The 21,069-nt window shown below is 67.7% G+C and carries 23 protein-coding genes and 1 pseudogene; 13 read left to right on the forward strand and 11 right to left on the reverse strand.

Annotated elements, in window-relative coordinates; genetic code table 11:
- From JNJ68_RS17115 to JNJ68_RS17135, 5 genes and pseudogenes are all read left to right on the forward strand, one after another.
- A pseudogene (locus JNJ68_RS17115) lies at positions 1-195 on the forward strand (lipoate-protein ligase B); the annotation flags it as partial.
- Positions 196-287: 92 nt separating this feature from the next.
- The gene (locus JNJ68_RS17120; protein ID WP_294984246.1) at positions 288-698 is read left to right on the forward strand and encodes a cytochrome C; all 411 of its coding nucleotides are present in this window, start codon (positions 288-290) and stop codon (positions 696-698) included.
- Positions 699-902: 204 nt separating this feature from the next.
- Positions 903-2,579, forward strand: coding sequence for a cytochrome c oxidase subunit I (gene ctaD, locus JNJ68_RS17125; RefSeq protein ID WP_294984249.1), 1,677 nt, complete (start codon positions 903-905; stop codon positions 2,577-2,579).
- A 73-nt stretch (positions 2,580-2,652) separates the two neighbouring features.
- Positions 2,653-3,603: a hypothetical protein gene (locus JNJ68_RS17130; RefSeq protein WP_294984251.1), complete on the forward strand. Its 951-nt coding sequence runs from the start codon at positions 2,653-2,655 to the stop codon at positions 3,601-3,603.
- A gap of 6 nt (positions 3,604-3,609) precedes the next feature.
- Positions 3,610-4,095, forward strand: coding sequence for a DUF2244 domain-containing protein (locus JNJ68_RS17135; protein WP_294984254.1), 486 nt, complete (start codon positions 3,610-3,612; stop codon positions 4,093-4,095).
- A gap of 38 nt (positions 4,096-4,133) precedes the next feature.
- Here the strand turns inward: JNJ68_RS17135 and JNJ68_RS17140 are convergent, their stop codons facing one another.
- Positions 4,134-4,592: a GatB/YqeY domain-containing protein gene (locus tag JNJ68_RS17140; protein WP_294984256.1), complete on the reverse strand. Its 459-nt coding sequence runs from the start codon at positions 4,590-4,592 to the stop codon at positions 4,134-4,136.
- Between the two features lie 179 nt (positions 4,593-4,771).
- Here JNJ68_RS17140 and carA point away from each other — a divergent pair, with 179 nt between their 5' ends.
- Together carA and JNJ68_RS17150 are read left to right on the forward strand one after the other, a co-directional pair.
- A complete protein-coding gene (carA, locus tag JNJ68_RS17145; protein ID WP_294984259.1) occupies positions 4,772-5,926 on the forward strand; it encodes a glutamine-hydrolyzing carbamoyl-phosphate synthase small subunit in 1,155 nt (384 codons plus the stop codon).
- Positions 5,927-6,155: 229 nt separating this feature from the next.
- Positions 6,156-7,856, forward strand: a complete 1,701-nt coding sequence (locus JNJ68_RS17150) for a glycosyltransferase (protein ID WP_294984263.1) — start codon at positions 6,156-6,158, stop codon at positions 7,854-7,856.
- A 48-nt stretch (positions 7,857-7,904) separates the two neighbouring features.
- Here the strand turns inward: JNJ68_RS17150 and JNJ68_RS17155 are convergent, their stop codons facing one another.
- Positions 7,905-8,540 (reverse strand): GntR family transcriptional regulator, encoded by a 636-nt coding sequence (locus tag JNJ68_RS17155; protein WP_294984266.1) that lies wholly within the window; start codon positions 8,538-8,540, stop codon positions 7,905-7,907.
- Between the two features lie 97 nt (positions 8,541-8,637).
- Between JNJ68_RS17155 and JNJ68_RS17160 the strand changes: the two genes are divergently transcribed.
- The 3 genes from JNJ68_RS17160 (at position 8,638) to JNJ68_RS17170 (ending at position 10,866) form a co-directional block, all read left to right on the forward strand.
- Entirely contained in the window at positions 8,638-9,297 is a 660-nt protein-coding gene (locus JNJ68_RS17160) for a pyrimidine 5'-nucleotidase (protein ID WP_294984268.1), read from the forward strand.
- A gap of 67 nt (positions 9,298-9,364) precedes the next feature.
- Positions 9,365-9,607: a hypothetical protein gene (locus tag JNJ68_RS17165; RefSeq protein WP_294984271.1), complete on the forward strand. Its 243-nt coding sequence runs from the start codon at positions 9,365-9,367 to the stop codon at positions 9,605-9,607.
- Positions 9,608-9,669: 62 nt separating this feature from the next.
- A complete protein-coding gene (locus JNJ68_RS17170; RefSeq protein ID WP_294984274.1) occupies positions 9,670-10,866 on the forward strand; it encodes a UbiH/UbiF family hydroxylase in 1,197 nt (398 codons plus the stop codon).
- Between the two features lie 55 nt (positions 10,867-10,921).
- On the opposite strand, the gene JNJ68_RS17175 is transcribed toward JNJ68_RS17170, so the two are convergent.
- From JNJ68_RS17175 to JNJ68_RS17185, 3 genes are all read right to left on the reverse strand, one after another.
- Entirely contained in the window at positions 10,922-12,046 is a 1,125-nt protein-coding gene (locus JNJ68_RS17175) for an aminotransferase class V-fold PLP-dependent enzyme (RefSeq protein WP_294984276.1), read from the reverse strand.
- A gap of 61 nt (positions 12,047-12,107) precedes the next feature.
- Positions 12,108-12,569, reverse strand: a complete 462-nt coding sequence (locus JNJ68_RS17180; RefSeq protein WP_294984278.1) for an Lrp/AsnC family transcriptional regulator — start codon at positions 12,567-12,569, stop codon at positions 12,108-12,110.
- Entirely contained in the window at positions 12,566-13,024 is a 459-nt protein-coding gene (locus JNJ68_RS17185; protein WP_294984280.1) for an Lrp/AsnC family transcriptional regulator, read from the reverse strand. Before JNJ68_RS17185 ends, JNJ68_RS17180 begins: the two co-directional genes overlap by 4 nt.
- A gap of 127 nt (positions 13,025-13,151) precedes the next feature.
- On the opposite strand from JNJ68_RS17185, the gene ilvC reads away from it, so the two are divergent.
- The 3 genes from ilvC to JNJ68_RS17200 all read left to right on the forward strand — a co-directional run bounded on the left by ilvC (position 13,152) and on the right by JNJ68_RS17200 (position 15,458).
- A complete protein-coding gene (ilvC, locus tag JNJ68_RS17190; RefSeq protein ID WP_294984283.1) occupies positions 13,152-14,174 on the forward strand; it encodes a ketol-acid reductoisomerase in 1,023 nt (340 codons plus the stop codon).
- A gap of 107 nt (positions 14,175-14,281) precedes the next feature.
- Complete coding sequence (locus JNJ68_RS17195; protein ID WP_294984286.1) at positions 14,282-14,599, forward strand: hypothetical protein; 318 nt, start codon at positions 14,282-14,284, stop codon at positions 14,597-14,599.
- Between the two features lie 82 nt (positions 14,600-14,681).
- Positions 14,682-15,458, forward strand: a complete 777-nt coding sequence (locus tag JNJ68_RS17200) for a hypothetical protein (RefSeq protein WP_294984288.1) — start codon at positions 14,682-14,684, stop codon at positions 15,456-15,458.
- A 16-nt stretch (positions 15,459-15,474) separates the two neighbouring features.
- On the opposite strand, the gene JNJ68_RS17205 is transcribed toward JNJ68_RS17200, so the two are convergent.
- The 6 genes from JNJ68_RS17205 to JNJ68_RS17230 form a co-directional block, all read right to left on the reverse strand.
- Positions 15,475-15,945, reverse strand: coding sequence for a hypothetical protein (locus JNJ68_RS17205; RefSeq protein WP_294984291.1), 471 nt, complete (start codon positions 15,943-15,945; stop codon positions 15,475-15,477).
- On the reverse strand, positions 15,942-16,757 hold the full coding sequence (locus tag JNJ68_RS17210) for a hypothetical protein (RefSeq protein ID WP_294984293.1): 816 nt from the start codon (positions 16,755-16,757) through the stop codon (positions 15,942-15,944). Before JNJ68_RS17210 ends, JNJ68_RS17205 begins: the two co-directional genes overlap by 4 nt.
- A 174-nt stretch (positions 16,758-16,931) precedes the next feature.
- The gene (gene glmM / locus JNJ68_RS17215) at positions 16,932-18,275 is read right to left on the reverse strand and encodes a phosphoglucosamine mutase (RefSeq protein WP_294984295.1); all 1,344 of its coding nucleotides are present in this window, start codon (positions 18,273-18,275) and stop codon (positions 16,932-16,934) included.
- Entirely contained in the window at positions 18,272-19,291 is a 1,020-nt protein-coding gene (gene folP / locus JNJ68_RS17220) for a dihydropteroate synthase (protein ID WP_294984297.1), read from the reverse strand. The genes glmM and folP overlap by 4 nt, the downstream gene beginning before the upstream one ends.
- 46 nt (positions 19,292-19,337) lie before the next feature.
- A complete protein-coding gene (locus JNJ68_RS17225) occupies positions 19,338-20,240 on the reverse strand; it encodes a dihydroneopterin aldolase (protein WP_294984300.1) in 903 nt (300 codons plus the stop codon).
- 95 nt (positions 20,241-20,335) lie between these two features.
- Positions 20,336-20,959, reverse strand: coding sequence for a cell wall hydrolase (locus tag JNJ68_RS17230; protein WP_294984304.1), 624 nt, complete (start codon positions 20,957-20,959; stop codon positions 20,336-20,338).
- Positions 20,960-21,069: the final 110 nt, after the last annotated feature.

Here is a 21,069-nt window from a genome sequence, read left to right on the forward strand (position 1 = left end):
CACGGCATCGCGATCAACGTCGAGCCGGACCTGACGCATTTCGACGGAATCATCCCCTGCGGCATCCGCGACCACGGGGTGACAAGCCTGGTCGACCTCGGCCTGCCGGTGACGATGTCCGACCTCGACGCCGCGCTGATGGCGACCTTCCCGCGCCGGTTCCAGGGCTTCTGTTCCAGCCGGGATGTGGCATAGCATCAGGATGCTATTGCATAACAGCCGCCCCCGCCCCCATGTTTCGCCCGTGGAGGCGCTGCGATGCGCGCCCCGAACCAAGTGAGGACATCATGACGAAGTTCATCCTTCTTGCCGTTGCCGCCGCTGCCCTGGCGGCCCCCGCTTTCGCGGGCGACCCCGCGGCGGGCGAGGCTGCGTTCAAGAAGTGCAAGGCCTGCCATTCGGTCATCGGCGCCGACGGGACCGAGATCCAGAAGGGCGGCAAGACCGGCCCGAACCTTTATGGCGTGATCGGTCGCGCGGTGGCCTCGGACCCCGACTTCAAGTATGGCGACGGACTTCTGGCCGCCGGTGCCACCGGCGCGGTCTGGGACGAGGCCTCGCTGGCCGCCTATGTCGCCGATCCGAGCGCCTGGGTGCAACAGACCAGTGGCGATGCGGCGGCCAAGTCGAAGATGTCCTTCAAGCTTGCCTCGGGCGGCGAGGACGTCGCGGCCTACCTCGCCTCGGTCGCGCAGTAACGCCGCCGCCTGCGGTCGAACGCAAGGGCGCGATCCCCGCCGGGGTCGCGCCCTTTGCTTTTTCACCGGAATTTCTGCCCTCTGCGGCAAAGTCATGCATTGCGACCTTTCCTCTGCGGGGCTAAGACGGGATCGCAAGGGAAACCGGGCGGGCCTGCGGGCGCGTGAACGGACAAGACGAAACGACCATAGCGGGAGCAGCCAATGGCGGACGCAGCCATCCACGGCCACGAACATCACCGACCCGGGTTCTTCACCCGCTGGTTCATGTCGACCAACCACAAGGACATCGGGATTCTCTATCTCTTCGTCGGCGGTCTCGTCGGCCTGATCTCGGTCATCTTCACCGTCTACATGCGGCTCGAACTGATGGAACCGGGTGTGCAGTATATGTGTCAGGAAGGCGCGCGCTTCATCGCCTCCAGTGAGGTCTGCACGCCGAACGGGCACCTGTGGAACGTGATGATCACCTATCACGGCGTCCTGATGATGTTCTTCGTGGTGATCCCGGCGCTTTTCGGTGGCTTCGGCAACTATTTCATGCCGCTCCAGATCGGCGCGCCGGACATGGCCTTCCCGCGGATGAACAACCTCTCCTTCTGGCTCTATGTCGCCGGGACCTCGCTGGGCGTGGCCTCGCTTCTGTCGCCGGGCGGCGGTGGCGACCTCGGCTCGGGCGCGGGCGTGGGCTGGGTGCTTTACCCGCCGCTGACCACCACGGCGGAAGGCGGCTATGCGATGGATCTCGCGATCTTCGCCGTCCACCTGTCGGGCGCCTCCTCGATCCTGGGGGCGATCAACATGATCACCACCTTCCTGAACATGCGCGCCCCCGGCATGACGCTGCACAAGGTGCCGCTCTTCGGCTGGTCGATCTTCGTGACCGCCTGGCTGATCCTCTTGGCCCTGCCGGTGCTGGCAGGCGCGATCACCATGCTTCTGACCGACCGCAACTTCGGGACCACCTTCTTCACCCCCTCGGGCGGCGGCGACCCGATCCTCTACCAGCACATCCTGTGGTTCTTCGGCCACCCGGAGGTTTACATCATCATCATTCCGGCCTTCGGGATCATCTCCCAGGTGATCGCGACCTTCTCGCGCAAGCCGATCTTCGGCTACCTGCCGATGGTCTATGCGATGGTGGCGATCGGCGTCCTGGGCTTCGTCGTCTGGGCGCATCACATGTACACCGTCGGCATGTCGCTGACCCAGCAGAGCTACTTCATGCTGGCGACCATGGTCATCGCGGTGCCCACGGGCGTGAAGATCTTCTCCTGGATCGCGACGATCTGGGGCGGGTCGGTGGAACTCAAGACGCCGATGCTCTGGGCCTTCGGTTTCCTGTTCCTGTTCACCGTCGGCGGCGTGACCGGGATCGTCCTGAGCCAGGCCCCGGTGGATCGCGCCTACCATGACACCTACTATGTCGTCGCGCACTTCCACTACGTGATGTCGCTGGGCGCCGTCTTCGGCATCTTCGCCGGGGTCTATTTCTGGATCGGCAAGATGTCCGGCCGCCAGTATCCGGAATGGGCGGGCAAGCTGCATTTCTGGATGATGTTCATCGGCTCGAACCTCACCTTCTTCCCGCAGCACTTCCTGGGCCGCCAGGGCATGCCGCGCCGCTACATCGACTATCCCGAGGCCTTCGCCTACTGGAACTGGTTCTCCTCGGTCGGCGCCTTCATCTCGTTCGCGTCCTTCGTGTTCTTCATCGGCATCGTATTCTATACCCTGACCCGCGGCGCGAAGATCACCCAGAACAACTACTGGAACGAATACGCCGACACCCTGGAATGGACCCTGCCCTGCCCGCCGCCCGAACACACGTTCGAGCAGCTGCCGAAGCAGTCCGACTGGGACCGCAGCCACGCGCATTGAGCGCCTGACCTGATCGAAGGCCCCGGGTTGCGACCGCACCCCGGGGCCTTCTTCTTTCCGAAAGGGGCGCCCGATGCGTGTCGTGGTCTTTCTGGTCGTGCTCGTCGCCGTGGCGCTGGTGGGCTATGTCGGCATCAGCGGTTTCTTCCTGGCCCATACCGCGGCGGGCCTGCTGACGGTCGGGCCCCTTGCCGCCGCGCTGGCGACAGCCGAACCGCCGAGCGATCCGCTCGCGCTCGGCTACCGGGGCGATCCGATGGCGGCGCTTTCGCTGCCGTTCGAGACGGTCTCGCTGGCGACGCCCCTCGGCCCGGCCGAGGCCTGGCTTGTCCCCGCGGAGGGCGCCGAAGTGGGCCGCGCGGTCTATGTCCACGGCATCGCCGGCGCGCGGGAGGACGGCTATCGCGCGTTGTCCATCCTGCACGAGGCAGGGTGGTCCGTGCTCCTCATCACCTATCGCAACGACCCCGGCGCCCCGGCCAGCCCCGATGGCAGCTACGGTTTCGGCCTGACCGAATGGCCCGACCTGGAAGCCGCCGTCGCGGAACTGGCCCCCTCGGACAGCGACCCGAAACTCCTGATCGTCGCCGAGTCGATGGGCGGCGCGATTCTCGGCCAGTTCCTGATGCAAAGCCCGCTTGCCACCCGCGTGCAGGCTGTCGCCCTCGACAGCCCGGCAATCAGCTTCGGTGCCGTCATCAACCATCTCGCCGTACAGGGTGGCAAGCCCCTTCCCCGGCTCGTCTCCTGGGCGGCGCAACAGATGCTGACCGTCATCTCTCCCCTGCCTCTCGCCCGGTCGGACGTCGCCGCCGCCTTCGCTGCCTTCCCCGGGCCGCTGTTCCTAGCCCATGGCAGCGCCGACCGCATCGTGCCCATCGGCCCCTCGCAAGCCCTCGCCGCCGCCCGCAGCGTGCCGACCGTCAGCCTCTGGACCGGCGCCGACCACCTCGGCTCTTATGCCGAGGATCCGCAGGCCTACCGCGCCGCCTTCCGGGACTTCCTGGCACAGCTTTCACCCTGACGGCCCATGCCCTATGAATGGCTCCCCTCCGAGAGCGAAACCCACCGGCTGCATCTCTGGCCGCACCGTTCGCTGACGCAGCGCGGCTTCGTCTGGTTCGTCGGCCTCACCGCCGCGCTGATCGCCGTGCCGCTGTTCGCCCATCTTGGCAGCCCCGTCCTCTGGGCGCTCCTTCCCTTCCTCGTGGGCACGATCTGGGCGATCTGGTTCGCCCTGCGCAAGAACGGCCGCGACCGCGACATCGTCGAGGAGCTGACGCTTTCCCCCGACCGCATCACGCTGGTGCGCCACGGGCCGGGGGGCAAGCGGCAGGACTGGGAGGCGAACCCCTACTGGCTGCGCGTCACCCTGCATCAGACCGGCGGCCCGGTGCCGAACTACCTGACGCTGAAGGGCGAGGGCCGCGAGGTGGAACTTGGCGCCTTCCTGTCGGAAGAGGAGCGTGTGGCGTTGAAGGACGAACTGCAGGACCGCATCGCCCGGCTGCGTTGACTGCCCTTCGCCCCGGCTCGCTTCCAAGGGGCCGGCGCCTACCCCAGCCGCGCCTTGACCAGCGCGCCGACCGCGCCGAAATCCATCTGGCCGGTGTAGCGCGCCTTCAAGGCCGCCATCACCTTGCCCACGTCGCGGATCGAGGCCGCCCCCGTCTCGGCCACCGCCGCATCGACCGCCGCCGCAACCTCGGCCTGATCCATCTGGCGCGGCAGGAATTCCTGGATCACCCCGATCTCGGCCAGTTCCTTCTCGGCCAGCTCCAGCCGCCCACCCTCTTCATAGGCGCGGGCTGATTCCTGCCGCTGCTGCACCATCTTGCCCATGATCTGAAGGATCTCGGCCTCGCCGACCTCGCCGCCGTCCGCTTCGCCCCGCACGGCGATCTCGCGGTCCTTGATGGCGGCGTTGATCAGGCGCAGCGTCGACAGCCGGTCGGCCTCCTTCGCCTTCATGGCCTCTTTCAGGGCCGTCTGCAGACGGTCGCGCAAAAGCATGGTCGGTCTTTCCGGTAGTTTCCCCAAGGATCGGACATTACTCTGAACCGCACTGGACCGCAACCGTAGCGAATTTTTCCAAGATATTGATTTTATGTGAAAAACCTTTTAGCGCCCGCCCTTGACCCTGCGCGCCCCGCCCCTTAGTTTCCGCGCAATTTGCCAAATGGAGAGTCGATATGCCCGCCCCGCGCGATGCGACCGCCTGCCTCGCCCTTGCCGACGGCACGCTCTTCTACGGCAAGGGCTTCGGCGCCACCGGCGAAACCGTCGCCGAACTGGTCTTCAACACCGCGATGACCGGCTATCAGGAGATCATGACCGACCCCTCCTACGCAGGCCAGGTTGTGACCTTCACCTTCCCGCACATCGGCAACACCGGCATCACGCCCGAGGATGACGAGACGGCCGCCCCCGCAGCCGCCGGCATGGTGGTGAAATGGGATCCGACCGAACCCTCGAACTGGCGCGCGACCGGAGAACTGACCCAGTGGCTGACGAAGATCGGCCGCATCGGCATCGGCGGGATCGACACCCGCAGGCTGACCCGCGCCATCCGCCAGCAGGGCGCGCCGCATGTGGCGCTTGCCCATGACCCCGAGGGCCGCTTCGACATCGAGAAACTGGTTGCCAGGGCCCGGGCCTGGCGCGGCCTTGTCGGCCTCGACCTCGCCAAGGACGTGACCTGCGCCCAGTCCTACCGCTGGGACGAGAAACGCTGGGCCTGGCCCGAGGGCTATACCCGCCGCGACGGCCCCGGCCTGCGCGTCGTGGCGGTGGACTATGGCGCGAAACGCAACATCCTGCGCTGCCTTGCCTCGGTCGGCTGCGAAGTGACCGTCCTGCCCGCCACCGCGACCGCCGAGGACGTGCTGGCGCTGAACCCCGAAGGCGTGTTCCTCTCGAACGGCCCCGGCGACCCGGCGGCGACCGGCGAATATGCCGTACCGATGATCCAGGGCGTGCTGCAGAAGGACCTGCCCGTTTTCGGCATCTGCCTTGGCCACCAGATGCTCGCCCTCGCTCTCGGCGCCAAGACCCGCAAGATGAACCACGGCCATCACGGCGCGAACCATCCGGTGAAGGACCTGACCACCGGCAAGGTCGAGATCACCTCGATGAACCACGGCTTCACGGTCGATGCAGATACCCTGCCGAAGGGCGTCTCCGAGACGCATGTGAGCCTCTTCGACGGCACCAACTGCGGCATCGCGGTCGATGGCAAGCCGGTCTATTCCGTCCAGTACCACCCCGAGGCCTCGCCCGGTCCGCAGGACAGCTTCTATCTGTTCGAGCGTTTTGCCGAAGCGATGAAATCCCGCCGCGCCGCCTGAGCGGCGTTAACGGCCCGTTAACCCGCCGCGCGCAAGCTGAGGCGCGGACAACGGGGACCGGGCATGGGTGCGGCCGAAAGGATCAGGGTCGAACTGCCGCCAGTGGGGGCACGGGGTCCGCGCCGCAGCTTTGCGGTTGGCGCCTCGCTCTTGCGCGAAGGCGTGGTCTCGCCCGACGAGATGCTGACCGCCCTTTCGCATCAGGGGCGCGAATCGGGGCGGCTGCCGGATGTGCTGCGCGCGCGGCCTGGTGGTGGAACGCGACCTTCTCGGCGTCGACGCCCGGAACTGGGGCATTCGCCTTGTCGATCTTGACGCAGCCCTTCCCGATCCCCGGTTGATCGATGCCGTCGGCGTGCAGGATTGCCTGCGCCACGGTCTCGTCCCGTGGCAGAAGGCGGGTGACGTGACCATCGTTGCCACCTCCCGGCCCGGGGATTTCCGTCGGCTGCGCCCGATGCTGGAAGCGCGGCTCGGGCCGGTGGCGGCGGGCCTCGCGTCCCAGCGCGCGATCCTGTCCGCGATCCACGCCCGTCGCGGCGACCTTCTGGCCCGGGCGGCGGAAAACCGGGTCGCCGCCGCCGAAAGCTGCCGCAACTGGCCGGGTCTGCACCGCTCTCGCCTCGCGATGGCCCTGCTTGCGGTCGCGCTCGCGGCGCTGCTGATCGCGCCCCTGGCGACCGGCCTTGCCGCGCTGGCCTTCGCCGTCGTCTCGCTGGCCTGCATCGTCCTTCTGAAACTCGCCGCCACCATCGCCGCGCTCCGTGCGCCGCCGCTCAGCCCCGACCCGGCCAGCGACGCGATTCCGCCCGTGGTTTCGGTAATCGTGGCGCTTTACCGTGAGGCTGACATCGCCCCCCGCCTTGTCCGCCGCCTCGCGCGGCTTGATTATCCGGCCGAACTCCTCGATGTGATCCTTGCGGTCGAGGCCGAGGATCGCGTCACCCTCGACGCGCTCGCCAGCGCCGAGCTTCCGCCCTGGATGCGGGTGGTGGTCGTGCCGGAAGGTCAGGTCAAGACCAAGCCGCGCGCATTGAACCACGCGCTCGACCATGCCCGCGGCGCCATCGTCGGGGTCTACGACGCCGAGGACGCGCCCGACCACGACCAGTTGCAGCGCGTCGTCGCGCGCTTCCAGCGCTCGGGGCCGGAGGTTGCCTGCCTGCAAGGCATGCTCGACTACTACAACCCCCGCACCAACTGGCTCAGCCGCTGTTTCACCATCGAATATGCCGGCTGGTTCCGCCTGGTCCTGCCCGGCCTCGCGCGCCTCGGCCTCGTGGTTCCCCTCGGCGGCACCACGCTCTTCTTCCGGCGTGACGTGCTGGACCAGCTTGGCGCCTGGGATGCCCATAACGTGACCGAGGATGCCGATCTCGGCATCCGCCTCGCCCGCCACGGCTACCGGACCGAATTGATCGATACCGTGACGCAGGAGGAGGCGAACTGCCGCGCGCTGCCCTGGATCAAGCAGCGCTCGCGCTGGATCAAGGGCTACATCATGACCTGGGCTGTCCACATGCGGCAGCCCGTGCTTCTCTGGCGGCAGTTGGGGTGGAAGGGCTTTCTCGGCTTCCAGGTCCTCTTCCTCGGCACCATCGCGCAATTCCTGCTGGCGCCTTTGCTCTGGTCCTTCCTGCTTTTACCCTTCGGCTTCGTCCATCCACTCCACGCCGCCCTGCCCGGCCCCGCGCTCTGGACCATGGCCGCCGTCTTCTTCCTGTCCGAGGTTGCCAATATCTCCATCGGCGCGCTCGGCCTTCGCCGCACCCGGCATGGACTCAGCCTCCTCTGGGTGCTGACGCTGAAGGTCTATTATCCGCTCGCCTCGCTCGCCGCCTACAAGGGCCTCATGGAACTGGCGACCCGCCCCTTCTACTGGGACAAGACCACCCACGGGGTTTTCGACCACACTGAAGGGAAGGGCTGACGCGCCGCACCTGTTTACATGCAGCGCATCGACGGGGTTTCCCGGGGCTCACCGCGTCCGCAGTTCCCCGGCCTCCACCCGCAGCCGGGTCTCGAAGGCCTGACTGATATGCGACTTGAGCGCGAGGTAAGCCGCCTCGCCATCGCCCGCCTCGATCGCCGCGACGATCTTCGCGTGCTCGTCCAGCGCCACCTCGTCCCGCCCCTCGGCGGCGAAGGAGGTGTTCGCCATCAGGGCCATGCTGCGATGAACGAGGTCCAGCTGCTGCACCAGAAACCGGTTGTGGCTGGCAAGATGGATCTGCTTGTGGAACCGCTTGTTCGCGCGGGACAGCGCCTTGGGGTCGCCCCCCAGCAGCGCCCGGTCCTCGGCGACCATGCTTTTCAGCACCCGCACCTCCTCGGGCGTCGCGTGCCGGGCCGCCAGCCGCGCCGCCAGCCCTTCGAGTTCCGTCCGCACCGCGTAAAGCTCGGCCAGCTGGTTGTGGTCCAGCGACGCCACGATCAGGCTCCGCCCGTCCCGCGTCAGCATCGCCTGCGTCTCAAGCCGTTGCAGCGCCTCACGCACCGGCGTGCGGGAAACCCCCAGCCGTTCGGCCAGCTCGCTTTCCACCAGCCGGTCGCCGGGCTTGTAGACCCCGGCCTCGATCGCTTCCATCAGCAGCGTATAGGCGTCTTTCTGCACCGCATTGGCCCCTTCCCTTGCGGCGCGGACCCTAGCGCGCCCTGAGCCTTGCGATCAACCCTTCCCAATGCCGCAGTCCCGCACTACACCCGTTCCCATGCCGAAACAGGATTTCACCCCCGATTTCGCCCAGGTCACCACCTGGGTCTTCGACCTCGACAACACGCTCTACCCGCCGCACATGCGGCTATTCGACCAGATCGAGGTCCGGATGACCGACTGGGTCATGCAGGCGCTGCAGGTCGACCGCGCCCACGCCGACCATTTGCGCGCCTATTACTGGGCGACCTACGGCACCACGCTCGCCGGCCTGATGCGCGAACATGGCGTCGACCCCGGCCCCTACCTGAATGAAGTCCACGACATCGACTTCTCGGTTCTCTCGCCCGACCCCGACCTCGCCCGCAGCATCGCCTCCCTGCCCGGCCGCAAGATCATCTACACCAACGCCTGCGCGCCCTATGCCGAGAAAGTCCTTGCCGCGCGGGGGCTTGCCGGCCTTTTCGACGCGATCTACGGGGTGGAGCACGCCGAATTCCACCCCAAGCCCGACGCCCATGCCTTCGCCACCGTCTTCGCGAAGGACGGCCTCGACCCGACGCGCGGCGCGATGTTCGAGGATGACAGCCGCAACCTCGCGGTGCCGCACGCGCTGGGGATGAAGACCGTCCATGTCGCGCCCCGGCCCGAACCTGCGGACCACATCCACCACCACACCGACGACCTCGCCGCCTTCCTCGCCCGCCTTGTGGGGTGACACTCCGCCGCATCGCCCCTGCGCGCCATTGCCCTAGATGACCGGCATACGCTGCGCGAGGATGCCGATGACCGCCACCACCCTTCCCGCCCCCGGCCTGCCTGGCCGCCTTGTCCGCGCCCTTCCGGTGATCGGCCGCGTCATCCGCGAGGTGGAGCGCGAGATCGACGCCGTCTACTACCTGCTCACCATCTTCGTGACCGCCGTCGTCCTCGCCGTCCAGACCTGGGGCCTGCCCGCCCTGGTCCTGACCGCGCTCGCGCTGGTCCCGGTGATGTTCGTCCTCCTCGTCATCCTCGCCCGGCCCTGAGGCGTCCTGCCCTCTGGCCCCGGCCCGCGCCCCGCCCTATGCTGGCGACCGGAGACCCGACGATGCGCGAAACCACCGATATCCTGATTTCCGGCGGCGGCGTCGCCGGGCTGACCGCCGCCTGTGCCTTGGGCGCGGCGGGGTTCCGGGTGATCTGCGTCGACCCCACGCCCCCGGTCACGGAAGGCGAGGCCGAGGGCGCCGACCTGCGCACCACCGCCTTCCTGCAACCCTCGATCCCGGTGCTTGAGGCCGCAGGCCTCTGGTCGCGGCTGGAACCCCATGCCGCCGCGCTTCAGGTGATGCGGATCATCGACGCGGGTGGCCCCGAGCCCGAGGCGCGCCTCACCAAGGAGTTCGACGCCACCGACATTTCCGACGCGCCCTTCGGCTGGAACCTGCCCAACTGGCTCCTCCGCCGCGAGATGGTGGCCCGCCTTGCCGAACTGCCGAACGTGAGCTTCCGCCCCGGCACCGGCTTCGCCCGGATGCTGGCGCGCGAGGCCGAGGCTCTCGTCACCCTCACCGACGGCCGCCAGATCGCCACGAAACTGGTGATCGGCGCCGATGGCCGCAGCTCCCCCGTCCGCGAAGCCATTGGCATTGCAGCGAAAACCATCCGCTACGGCCAGAAGGCGCTGGCCTTCGCCGTGGCACACGACCTGCCACACCGGAACGTCTCGACCGAAGTCCATCGCAAGGGCGGCCCCTTCACCCTCGTGCCGCTGCCCGACCGAGAGGGCAAACCTGCCTCCGCCGTGGTCTGGATGGAGACGGGACCGGAGATCGCCCGCCTCGCCGCCCTGCCCGTACCGGCGTTCGAGGCCGAGATGACCACCCGCTCCTCCGGCATCCTCGGGCCGCTCAAGCTCCTCACCCGCCGCTCGGTCTGGCCGATCATCAGCCAGATCGCCGACCGGATGTCCGGCCCGCGGACGGTGCTGATGGCCGAGGCCGCGCATGTCGTCCCGCCCATCGGCGCGCAGGGGTTGAATATGTCGCTGGCCGATCTTGCCGTGCTCCTCGACCTGGCCGAGAGGCACCGCGAGGACCCCGGCGCCCGCGCCGTGACCGAGGCCTTCCACCGCGCCCGCCACCTGGAGGTGCAGGCCCGCGTCACCGGCATCGACATCCTGAACCGTGCCTCGATGGCCGAGACGCCGATGCTGCGCGACCTCAGGGCGCGGGGGCTGGAGGCGCTATATTCCACCCGTCCCGTGCGGCAGGTGCTGATGCGGGCCGGGCTTGGGGTCAGGTAAGGCGGGTTTCACCCAGCCTTCGAAGGCCCCGTAGAGTGGGTGAACCCTCCACCCCTCACAACACCGCATCCACCGCGCGTTTCAACCGCGCGACCGTGCCCTCAACGTCCTTCAGCTTGTCCAGCCCGAAGAGCCCCAGCCGGAAGGTGCGGAACTCCGGCCCCTCCCCCACCTGCAGGGGCACGCCCGCCGCGATCTGCAAGCCTTCGGCGCGGAACTTCGCGCCGTTCTGCACCTCGGGGTCGCTGGTGTAGCTCACCACCACCCCCGGCGCCTGGAAGCCTTCCGCCGCCACGGAGGGAACACCCTTCGCCGCCAGCATCGCCCGGACCGCGCGGCCGAGCGTCCATTGCGCCGCCTTGGCCTCGGCAAAGCCCATGTCCCTGGTCTCGACCATCGCATCGCGGAAACCCAGGATCGCATCGGTCGGCATGGTCGCGTGATAAGCGTGGCCGCCCTTCTCATAGGCCTCCATGATCGCGCGCCATTTCTTCAGGTCCAGCGCGAAACTGTTGGACGCCGTCTCTGCCAGCCGCGCCTCCGCCGTGGGCGACAGCACCACCACCCCCGCGGAGGGAGAGGCCGACCAGCCCTTCTGCGGGGCGGAGATCAGCACATCCACCCCGGTCGCGGCCATGTCGACCCAGACGCAGCCCGATGCGATGCAGTCCAGCACCATCAGCGCGCCCACCTCATGCGCGGCCGCGGCGATCTGCGTGATGTAGTCATCCGGCAGGATGATCCCCGACGAGGTCTCGACATGCGGCGCGAACACCGCATCCGGCTTCACCTCGCGGATCTTCGCCACCACCTCCTCGATCGGTGGCGGGGCATAGGGCGCACGCGCATCGTTCCCCGCCTGCCGCGCCATCACCACCGTGGTCTCGGCGGCGAAGCCCCCCGCCTCGAAGATCTGCGTCCAGCGATAGCTGAACCAGCCGTTCCTGACGATCAGCGCCCGGCCCCTGCTGAACTGCCGCGCGACCGCTTCCATCGCATAGGTCCCGCCCCCCGGCACCAGCGCCACCGCCGAACCCTTGTAGACCTCCTTCAGCAGCCCGGAGACATCGCGCATCACCTCTTGGAACCGCGCCGACATATGGTTGAGGCTGCGGTCGGTGAAGACCACCGAGAATTCCTGCAACCCCTCCGGGTCGATATGCGGATGCGGCAAAGTCATGTGGGCCTCCCTTTTTCCGGAAGCGTAACGGGGCGGCGCAGGGTGGGCAATACTGCCAAGGCTACCCCAGCGGCCCCGGCCTCCGCTCCTCGGTCAGCAGCACGTTGGCCTCGACGTTGCCCACCCCCGGCAGGGTCATGATCCGCCGCCTTAGCACCCGCTCGAAATCCGCCAGGTCGCGCGCCACCACCCGCAGCCGATAGTCGAAAAGCCCCAGCACATGCTGCACCACCTGCACTTCCGGAATCGCCTGCACCGCGCGCTCGAAATCCTCCAGCGAAACCCGCCCCTTGGTCGCAAGCTTCACCCCCAGGAAGACCGTCACCCCGAAGCCCAGCTTCTCGCGGTCCACCTCCACCGCCAGCCCCTTCAGCACCCCGGCCTCGGTCAGCCGCCTGACCCGCCGCCAGGCCGCCGGCTGCGACAGGCCCAGCCGTCGCCCCAACTCCCCCGCCGACAGCGTGCCCTCTGCCGAGAGCGCCCGCAGGATCGCGCGGTCGGTGTCGTCGAGATCCAGGCTCACAGCGGCAGCCCCCCGGTTTCCTTGATCGTGGCGACCAGCATCAGCGCCTCCACCTCGGCGATATGCGGCAGGGTCAGGATGCGGTCGCGGTAGATGCCGGTCCAGTGCCCCATGTCGCGTGCGATCACGTTCAGCCGCACATCGACCCGGCCGAGAAAGGTCTCGATGAAGGTCACTTCCGCCACCTCGCGCGCGGCCTGGATGAACTCGTCGAAGGCGCGCGGGTTGGTCTTGTCCAGCGTGAAGCGCAGCGAAACCTCCACGGCATATCCCAGCGCCCGCCAGTCGATCGCCGCGCCTTCCGCCTTGATCACGCCGCCCTCGCGCAGCCGGTCCAGCCGCCGCCACAGCGTCGCCGCCGTCACTCCGGCCCGTTCGGCAAGCTCGGCCCGCTCCAGCCCCGGCTCGGCCAGCCAGTGACGCAGGATGCGGCGGTCGGTGTCGTCGATCTGCATGAAAATCTCTTGATCAGGCTATTATGCGAATGATCTTTCGCATATCTTGCAAAATTCGTCAAAGATTGCACGGTCCGCAGCCGCCAGATCGCTATTGTCGCCCCATCAACCAGATGGAGGACGCCAAATGCGCGTTTACTACGACCGCGACTGCGATGTGAACCTGATCAAGGACAAGAAAGTCGCGATCCTCGGCTACGGCAGCCAGGGCCATGCCCATGCGCTGAACCTGCGCGATTCGGGCGCGAAGAACCTGGTCGTGGCACTCCGCGAAGGCTCGCCCTCGGCCAAGAAGGCCGAAGGCGAAGGCCTGAAGGTGATGGGTATCGCCGAGGCCGCCAAATGGGCCGACCTGATCATGTTCACCATGCCCGACGAACTGCAGGCCGAAACCTACAAGAAATACGTCCATGACAACCTGCGCGAAGGCGCCGCGATTGCCTTCGCCCACGGCCTGAACGTCCACTTCGGCCTGATCGAGCCGAAAAAGGGCGTCGACGTCATCATGATGGCCCCGAAAGGCCCCGGCCACACCGTGCGCGGCGAATACACCAAGGGCGGCGGCGTGCCCTGCCTCGTCGCCGTCCACCAGGACGCGACCGGCAAGGCGATGGAACTGGGCCTGAGCTACTGCTCGGCCATCGGCGGCGGCCGGTCCGGCATCATCGAGACCAACTTCCGCCAGGAATGCGAAACCGATCTCTTCGGCGAACAGGCCGTCCTGTGCGGCGGCCTCGTGGAACTGATCCGCATGGGCTTCGAGACCCTGGTCGAGGCGGGCTACGAGCCCGAGATGGCCTATTTCGAATGCCTGCACGAGGTGAAGCTGATCGTGGACCTGATCTACGAAGGCGGCATCGCCAACATGAACTACTCGATCTCGAACACCGCCGAATATGGCGAGTATGTCTCTGGCCCGCGCATCCTGCCCTATGATGAAACCAAGGCCCGGATGAAGGCGGTGCTGCGCGACATCCAGACCGGCAAGTTCGTGCGTGACTTCATGCAGGAGAACGCCGTCGGCCAGCCCTTCTTCAAGGCCACCCGCCGGATCAACGACGAACACCAGATCGAGAAGGTCGGCGAGAAGCTGCGCGACATGATGCCCTGGATCAAGAAGGGCAAGATGGTCGACCGCGCGCGGAACTGATCGCGCACCTGGCATGGACAACCGAAAGGGCGCCCTCGGGCGCCCTTTTCCTTTGCCGCAGTTGCAGGGCTGCGCCACAGTCGGGCGGCCCTTGCCAAGGAAAGCCGATGCGCCGCTGGATTCCCATCGCCCTGATCACCCTCGCCGTCCTCTGGTTCATCCTGACCAATGTCGGCTCCAGCCTGGCCCTCGCCGACATCGGCGCCCGGCCCATCCTCGCTTTGGCCAAAGGCGGCCAACGCATCCCGGTGGGACAGCCCGGCCAAACCGCCGCTGGCGACGAGGCGCGGGGTCAGGGCGGCGAGGGCGTGATGTTCGGCTATCGTTTCACCTACCTCTTGCCGGGCGGCGAGACGGTCGCCTGCACCATCCGCTTCAGAAGTCTTACTTGCACCGGCGGCTGGATACCCGAACGCACCCCCTGACCACGGGTGCGTCCCGCTACCCTTGACGCCGCGCGCCCCGACCGGCAACGCTTACTTGGCACGGCGCTGCCTCGGGGGAATAATGGCCACACTTCTGATCCTGATGCCCACCGGCGGCCGGATCGACACCCCCGCCGTCCACAGCTTGCTGGGCCTCACCCAGGCCCTGCCAAGGCGCGGCATCCCCTTCGCGCTGAAGACCTACGAATGGTCCGACCTCGTCATCTCGCGCAACTACCTGATGTCCTGCTTCCTCGCCGACCGGAAGTTCAGCCATGCGCTTCTTCTCGACAGCGACATGAGCTATCAGCCGCAGGTCTTCTTCGACCTCCTCGACTTCGATGCCGATTTCACCGTCGCGCCCTATCCGCAGCGGCAGATGCGCTGGAACTCCTTCCGCGCCCTGATTGAACGCGAGGCGGCGAAGCCCGAGGCCGAGCGTGCGCCGACCGACAGGCTGATCGCGGAATCCCTGCGCTACAATGTCTCCGAAGTCTTCGATGCCGGACAGCCCTGGCCCCACGAGGCGCGGGGTGGCTTCCGCAAGGTTCCGGGCGCGGGCACCGGCTTCATGCTGATCCGCCGCGCGGTTCCGGAGCGGATGGTCGACGCCGGCGTGGCGCAACCCGTTCCCGGCTTCAACGGCCCGGGCTATCCCGGCGCGGATTTCCACGATTTCTTCAGCCACCTGCGCGGGCGCGGCGGCGCGATCATGCATGGCGAGGACACTTCGTTCTGCCGCCGCTGGATCGAAGGCTGTGGCGGCGAGATCTGGTGCCACGAAAGCGCGAAGATCACCCATCACGGCGATCTTGCCTATCCGGGCGACTACGCGCTGGCCCCGAAGCCGCGCGGGTGAACTGGCCACCCCGGCGTCAGTTCTCGCGCTGGACAAACCCCGTCGCCGCCGTCCAGGTCCATGACGGTACATCCGGTCGACCCGGCGCGATCAATGTGACGACGCCATCCTCCGCCTTCACCGCCAGCGGAACGCAGCTCGTCAGCGGCCCGAACGGGTCTTCCGGGAAAAGGCCCAGCTTCACCACATAGTAGTCCAGCGGATCGCCGCCGTCGCAGGTCTGCGTCCCGGTAACTGATGCGACAACGAGCGGTGCCCCGAACAGCGCCTCGTTTTCCGTCCCATCGGCCACCGCGACGATGTCCACTTCCGCCCCGGACAGCATCTCGACCTGCTCGCTCCCCGAGGCGCTGATGCTCAGGACTTCCATGCCGTCGGCTGCCGTGATCGTCGCCACCTTGTCGTCCATCAGCCGGACTACCTGTGGCTCGGCCAGCGCCGCCGTGGTCGTCAGGATCATTCCCGCAAGAGCCAGCCGTGTCCTCATTCGCCCATCTCTCCGTTCAGTGCCGCCCAGGCCTCGACAGGCCAGTCGCCGGAATCCTCCGGCCAGAGATGCGGCTTGGCTTCGCCTGACACCGCCCAGGCCGCGAACACCCGCTGGCTTGCCGCGTGCAAATATAGCACAGCCCAGTCCGTCTCGCAGCTATACTTCAGGCAGGCCCGACCCAGATAGCCCTCGGCCGTCAGGTCGCCCGAGCCGAGGTCGGAAATCCGTTCCGCGAAGACCGGATAGTCGGCGCCAAGCCCCGTTTCCAGCGCAGACAGCACCGGCGCCAGCTTCATCGCATCGACCGGATGCGCCTGTGCCAGCGTCGGCAGGGCCTCCCATCCGGCACCGCTATCCGCACTGAACTCCTCGGGCAAGGCTTCGGTCAGGCCAGTGGTCGGGTTCCAGACCCAGACTTCGCCCGGCTCGGACGGCAGGGGTTCGATGGAAAACACCAGCGCCTCGGGCTGAACCTGCATCGTGAACTCGCGGCAGCTGTCGAGCGGCCCGTAAAGTGCAGGACCCGTTTCTTCCGGCAGCGCCAGCACGAAGGGCGCCGCCCCGCAGGCGTTCCCGCCGGACCCAGCAACCCCGGTGACGACCGTGACCCCGGCCAGCGTCTGCACTGCCTCGTCCAGGTAGATCACCCCGTTCTCGTGCAGCACCTCGCCATCGACCAGAAGGGCCGCACTGCCCATCCCGTCATCGGTGACGCTGAGCTTGTGCCCGGCAATCGTCAGGTCCTCGGCCCAGGCCGCCGAACTCCACAGCAGCACCGTCAGGCCCATTCCCTCGACCAGCTTCCGCATCTTTTGCTCCTGTCCTGTCATGTCCGGGCCAAGCTTGCCCGGCCAGCCAGCCCCGCACCAGATCGGAAAGCCTGACCTTCATCGCCCGCACCCAAGGCTTAAGATCACCTTAACAAGAAATGACAAGATGCTGTTTTTGCAGGATTTCGGAAGATTGTCCACCGTGGACAGGTTTCAGACCGCCGCCTCCACTGCCCCCACGATCTCGTCCACCACCGCCGTCAGCAGGGCCTCGTCCTCGCATTCCGCCATCACCCGGATCAGCGGCTCGGTCCCCGATTTCCGGATCAGGATGCGCCCCCTCCCCTCGATCCTCGCCTCGCTCGCCCGGATCACCGCCTGCACCGCTTCCACCTCCAAAGGCCGCGCACCGGCGGCGAAACGGACGTTCTTCAGCAGCTGCGGGACCGTCGCGAAGGACCGGGTCAGCTCGGACGCGGGCCGCCCGGTCCGCACCATCTCGGCCAGGAACTGCAAGCCCGCGACCAGCCCGTCGCCGGTGGTCGCATAATCGGTCATCACGATATGCCCCGACTGCTCGCCCCCGAGGTTGAACCCCCCCTCGCGCATCCGTTCCACCACATACCGGTCTCCCACCGCCGTCCGCTCCAGCCGCAGGCCCCGACCCTCCAGGAACCGCTCCAGGCCGAGGTTCGACATCACCGTCGCGACCAGCGCACCCCCGGCCAACCGCCCCTCATCGGCCCACCGCGCCGCCAGCAGCGCCATGATCTGATCGCCATCGGCGACCCGGCCGGTCTCGTCCAGGATCATGATCCGGTCCGCATCGCCATCCAGGCTGATCCCGACATGCGCGCCGTGGGCCACCACCCCCTCGGCCGCCGTCTCGGTGTGGGTCGAGCCGCAGCGGTCGTTGATGTTGGTCCCGTTCGGGGCGACGCCGACCGGGATCACCTCGGCCCCAAGCTCCCACAGCACCTCCGGCGCCGCCTTGTAGGCCGCCCCGTTGGCGCAGTCGATCACCACCTTCAGCCCGTCCAGCCGCAAACCGTTCGGGAAGCTCGTCTTGACGAACTCCTGGTAGCGCCCCCGCCCGTCCTCGATCCGCTTGGCCCGGCCGATGTTCTCTGGCTTGGCCGGCGCGATCTCGCCCTCCACCATCGCCTCGATCTCGGCCTCGGCGGCATCGGACAGCTTGAACCCGTCCGGGCCGAAGAACTTGATCCCGTTGTCCTGGTGCGGGTTGTGTGAGGCGCTGATCATTACCCCCACATCCGCCCGCATCGAGCGCGTCAGGTAGCCCACCGCCGGGGTCGGCACCGGGCCCAGAAGCAGCACGTTCATGCCCGTCGAGGTGAACCCCGCCGTCAGCGCGTTTTCCAGCATGTAACCCGAGAGCCGCGTGTCCTTGCCGATCACCACCCGGTGCGCGGCCGAGCCATCCCGGCGGAAGTAGCGCCCCGCCGCCGCACCCAGCTTCAGCGCCAGCTCCGCCGTCATCGGCCAGCTGTTCGCCCGGCCGCGCACGCCATCGGTGCCGAAAAGCTTGCGGGTCATGCGTCGTCCTCCAGATGATCGGTGTTCAGCGCCTGCCAGAGCCGCAGCGCCTGCCGCGTCTCGGCCACGTCATGCACGCGGATGACCTGCGCCCCCTGTGCCACCCCGGCGAGAGCGGTCGCAATCGACCCGGGCGCGCGGTCCTGCGGGTCGGATGCCCCGCCAATGGAACCGATGAACCGCTTGCGCGAGGTGCCAAGCAGGATCGGGCAGCCGAGGCCGTGGAAAAGCGACAGGCCCCGCAGGAGCGTCAGGTTGTGGGCTTGCGTCTTCCCGAAGCCGATGCCGGGGTCGAGCATGATCCGGGCGCGGTCGATCCCCAGGGCTTCGGCGCGGGCCAGCCGGGTGGCGAGCGCATCGTAGACGTCGAGTAGCACGTCGGCATAGCGCGGGTCGTCCTGCATGGTCGCGGGCACGCCTTGCGCGTGCATCAGGATGACCGGCACGCCCGCCCCCGCCACCAGGGGGCCAAGCGTGGGGTTGAAGTCGAAGGCCGAGACGTCGTTGACAAGGCTCGCCCCCGCCTCCAGAGCCGCTTCCGCGACCGGGGCCTTGCGGGTGTCGATGGAGATCGGCGCGGTCAACCCGCCCTCGCGCAGGGCGCGGATCACCGGGGCGGTGCGGGAAATTTCCTCGTCGACCGGCACCTCTGCCGCGCCGGGGCGGGTGCTTTCGCCGCCGATGTCGATGATCTCGGCCCCTTTCGCCATCGCCCGGGCTTGCGCCACGGCGGCCTCGGCGCCGAGGAACCGTCCTCCATCCGAAAAGCTGTCCGGGGTCACGTTCAGGATGCCCATCAGCCGGGGCCTTTCCAGCGCCAGCCCGGCGAACGAAGCGCGCGGGGCAGTCAGGCGGTGCAGGACCGGTGCGGGAAGCTCGGAGGCGGCGATGATCCGGCCCGCGACGGAGCGCGACAGAACCTCGACCCGGTCGAACCAGCACCAACCCCCGGCGAGCGTCAATGCCCCCGAAGGCCGGGCGACATCCGTCATCGCGATGGGGCGGAAATACTCCATGGGTTTGGGAGTGGCCGATGCCAAAGCCCTTGGCAAGGGGGAAGCGTCAGGCGCGTTTCACGGGGACGCGGCTTCCCGCCGGAACTGCAACCTGTCCGTGAACGACCAGCGCGGTGGCCGACATTGTTTCGGCAAGCCACAGGGCAAGCCCCACCGGATCGCTGCCCTTCGGCCCGTCCACCGCATCCAACACCAGCTTCGAGGGCGCCCAGACCACCGACTGCCCGCGCTTGATCGCCCAGTCGATCTCGGTCCGGGTCGCCACCACCACGCAGCGCGGGTCGCGGGCGGCAAGGGTCCAGGCGTTCTGTTCCACCGCCAGAAGGTCCACCCGGCGCTGGGTCGGCTTGTGGCCGGTGACGGGGCGCGGCAGATCGGGCAGGCCGACGGTCAGGATCAGCGGCAGACCTTCGGCCAGCAGCGCATCCAGCCGGGCGGAGAGGTCGGGCGCATGGATCGTCGCATTGTCGAGGAAGACGACCAGCGGATGCACCGCCTCCAGCCCCTCGTCGCCATGCTTCTGCACCGGATGCTCGGCGCGGGAGCGGACGATCTCCACCCCCAGCGCATAGGGGCCGACGTCCAGCTTCTCGATCCGCACGAAGACCCGCATCGCGGCGGGTTCGGCCAGGATGCGCTCGGCCACACGCTCGGCCAGTGTCTCCAGCAGGTTAAGCCGTTCCGCCGCGAGTTCCGCCGCGATGGATTCGGTGATCCGGTCGTAGCTGAGGATGCGGTCGACGTCATCCTCCAGCGGCTCTGTCACCGGGCGCACCTCGACCACCACGTTGAAGCGCAGGCGCTGCTTGTGGCCGCGTTCCTTCTGGAAGGCGCCGATATCGGCCTCGACCACATGGTCACGCAGGGAAATCCGGTCGCGCGGCGCGGCCCCGGCCGAGGCTTCGGCCCGGTCTTCCGGATGGGCAAAGGCCAGCTCGATGTCGGACATGGGGCGCGCGCAGCTCCTCGGCGGTTCGGCCCCTCATACCACGCGGAACGCGCGGGCCAAGCGATAAGGCGTCAGCTATGCAGCGATTGGCGACATCAGCCCTTGGCGCCAGGCTGACGATAGAAGAGATGCGCGCCGATGGAGGCCGTCTTGGCGAAACGCTTGGACCAGCTGGGGCGGACGCCCTTCGTGTGGAAATGCGTCGCACCATCCGTCAGGATCCGCGGCGCACCGTCCAGCATGGCCCGGGCAATACGGCCCGCGACGTCCCGGGCACCCTTCTCGCGCATCTTGGTCTTGCCGTTGCAGACGTAGGAGAACTGGCAGCCGCCACCGCCCCGCTGCTTGACCACGCCGCACACCGTGCGCGGGTAAAGCGGGCTGTCGACGCGGTTCAGGATCACCTCGGCCACGGCGATCTGGCCTTCCAGGCTTTCGCCGCGGGCCTCGAAATACAGCGCCTGGGTCAGGCACTCCCATTGCTCGTCACCCGTTGGCTCGGGCCGAGCCATCAACCAGTCCTCGGTGATGCCATTGGTCATCGCGATGGCCGGCAGGGGACCGTTCAGATCTGGCGCGGGAAGGCGCCTGAGGTCGGCTTCATAGGAGGCCGGGGTCGGCATCAGGCCGAACATGCCGGTCGCCCAGCTGGTATCTGCCGCAGCGGTACTGGCTGCCAGCGCCATCGCCAGCGCGAGGGCCGCAAGGTCGCGTTTCATTCTGCTCTTCCGTCTTTGGTTTCCCGGCGGAAGTCTCCCCGCCTTGGCAAGCTGGCGGCGAGGTACGGGAACCGCGGGCATGGGTCCACCGCTGTTGCGGAAATGCCACG

It is taken from the genome of Tabrizicola sp., assembly GCF_016793705.1.
Lineage (GTDB): Bacteria > Pseudomonadota > Alphaproteobacteria > Rhodobacterales > Rhodobacteraceae > Tabrizicola.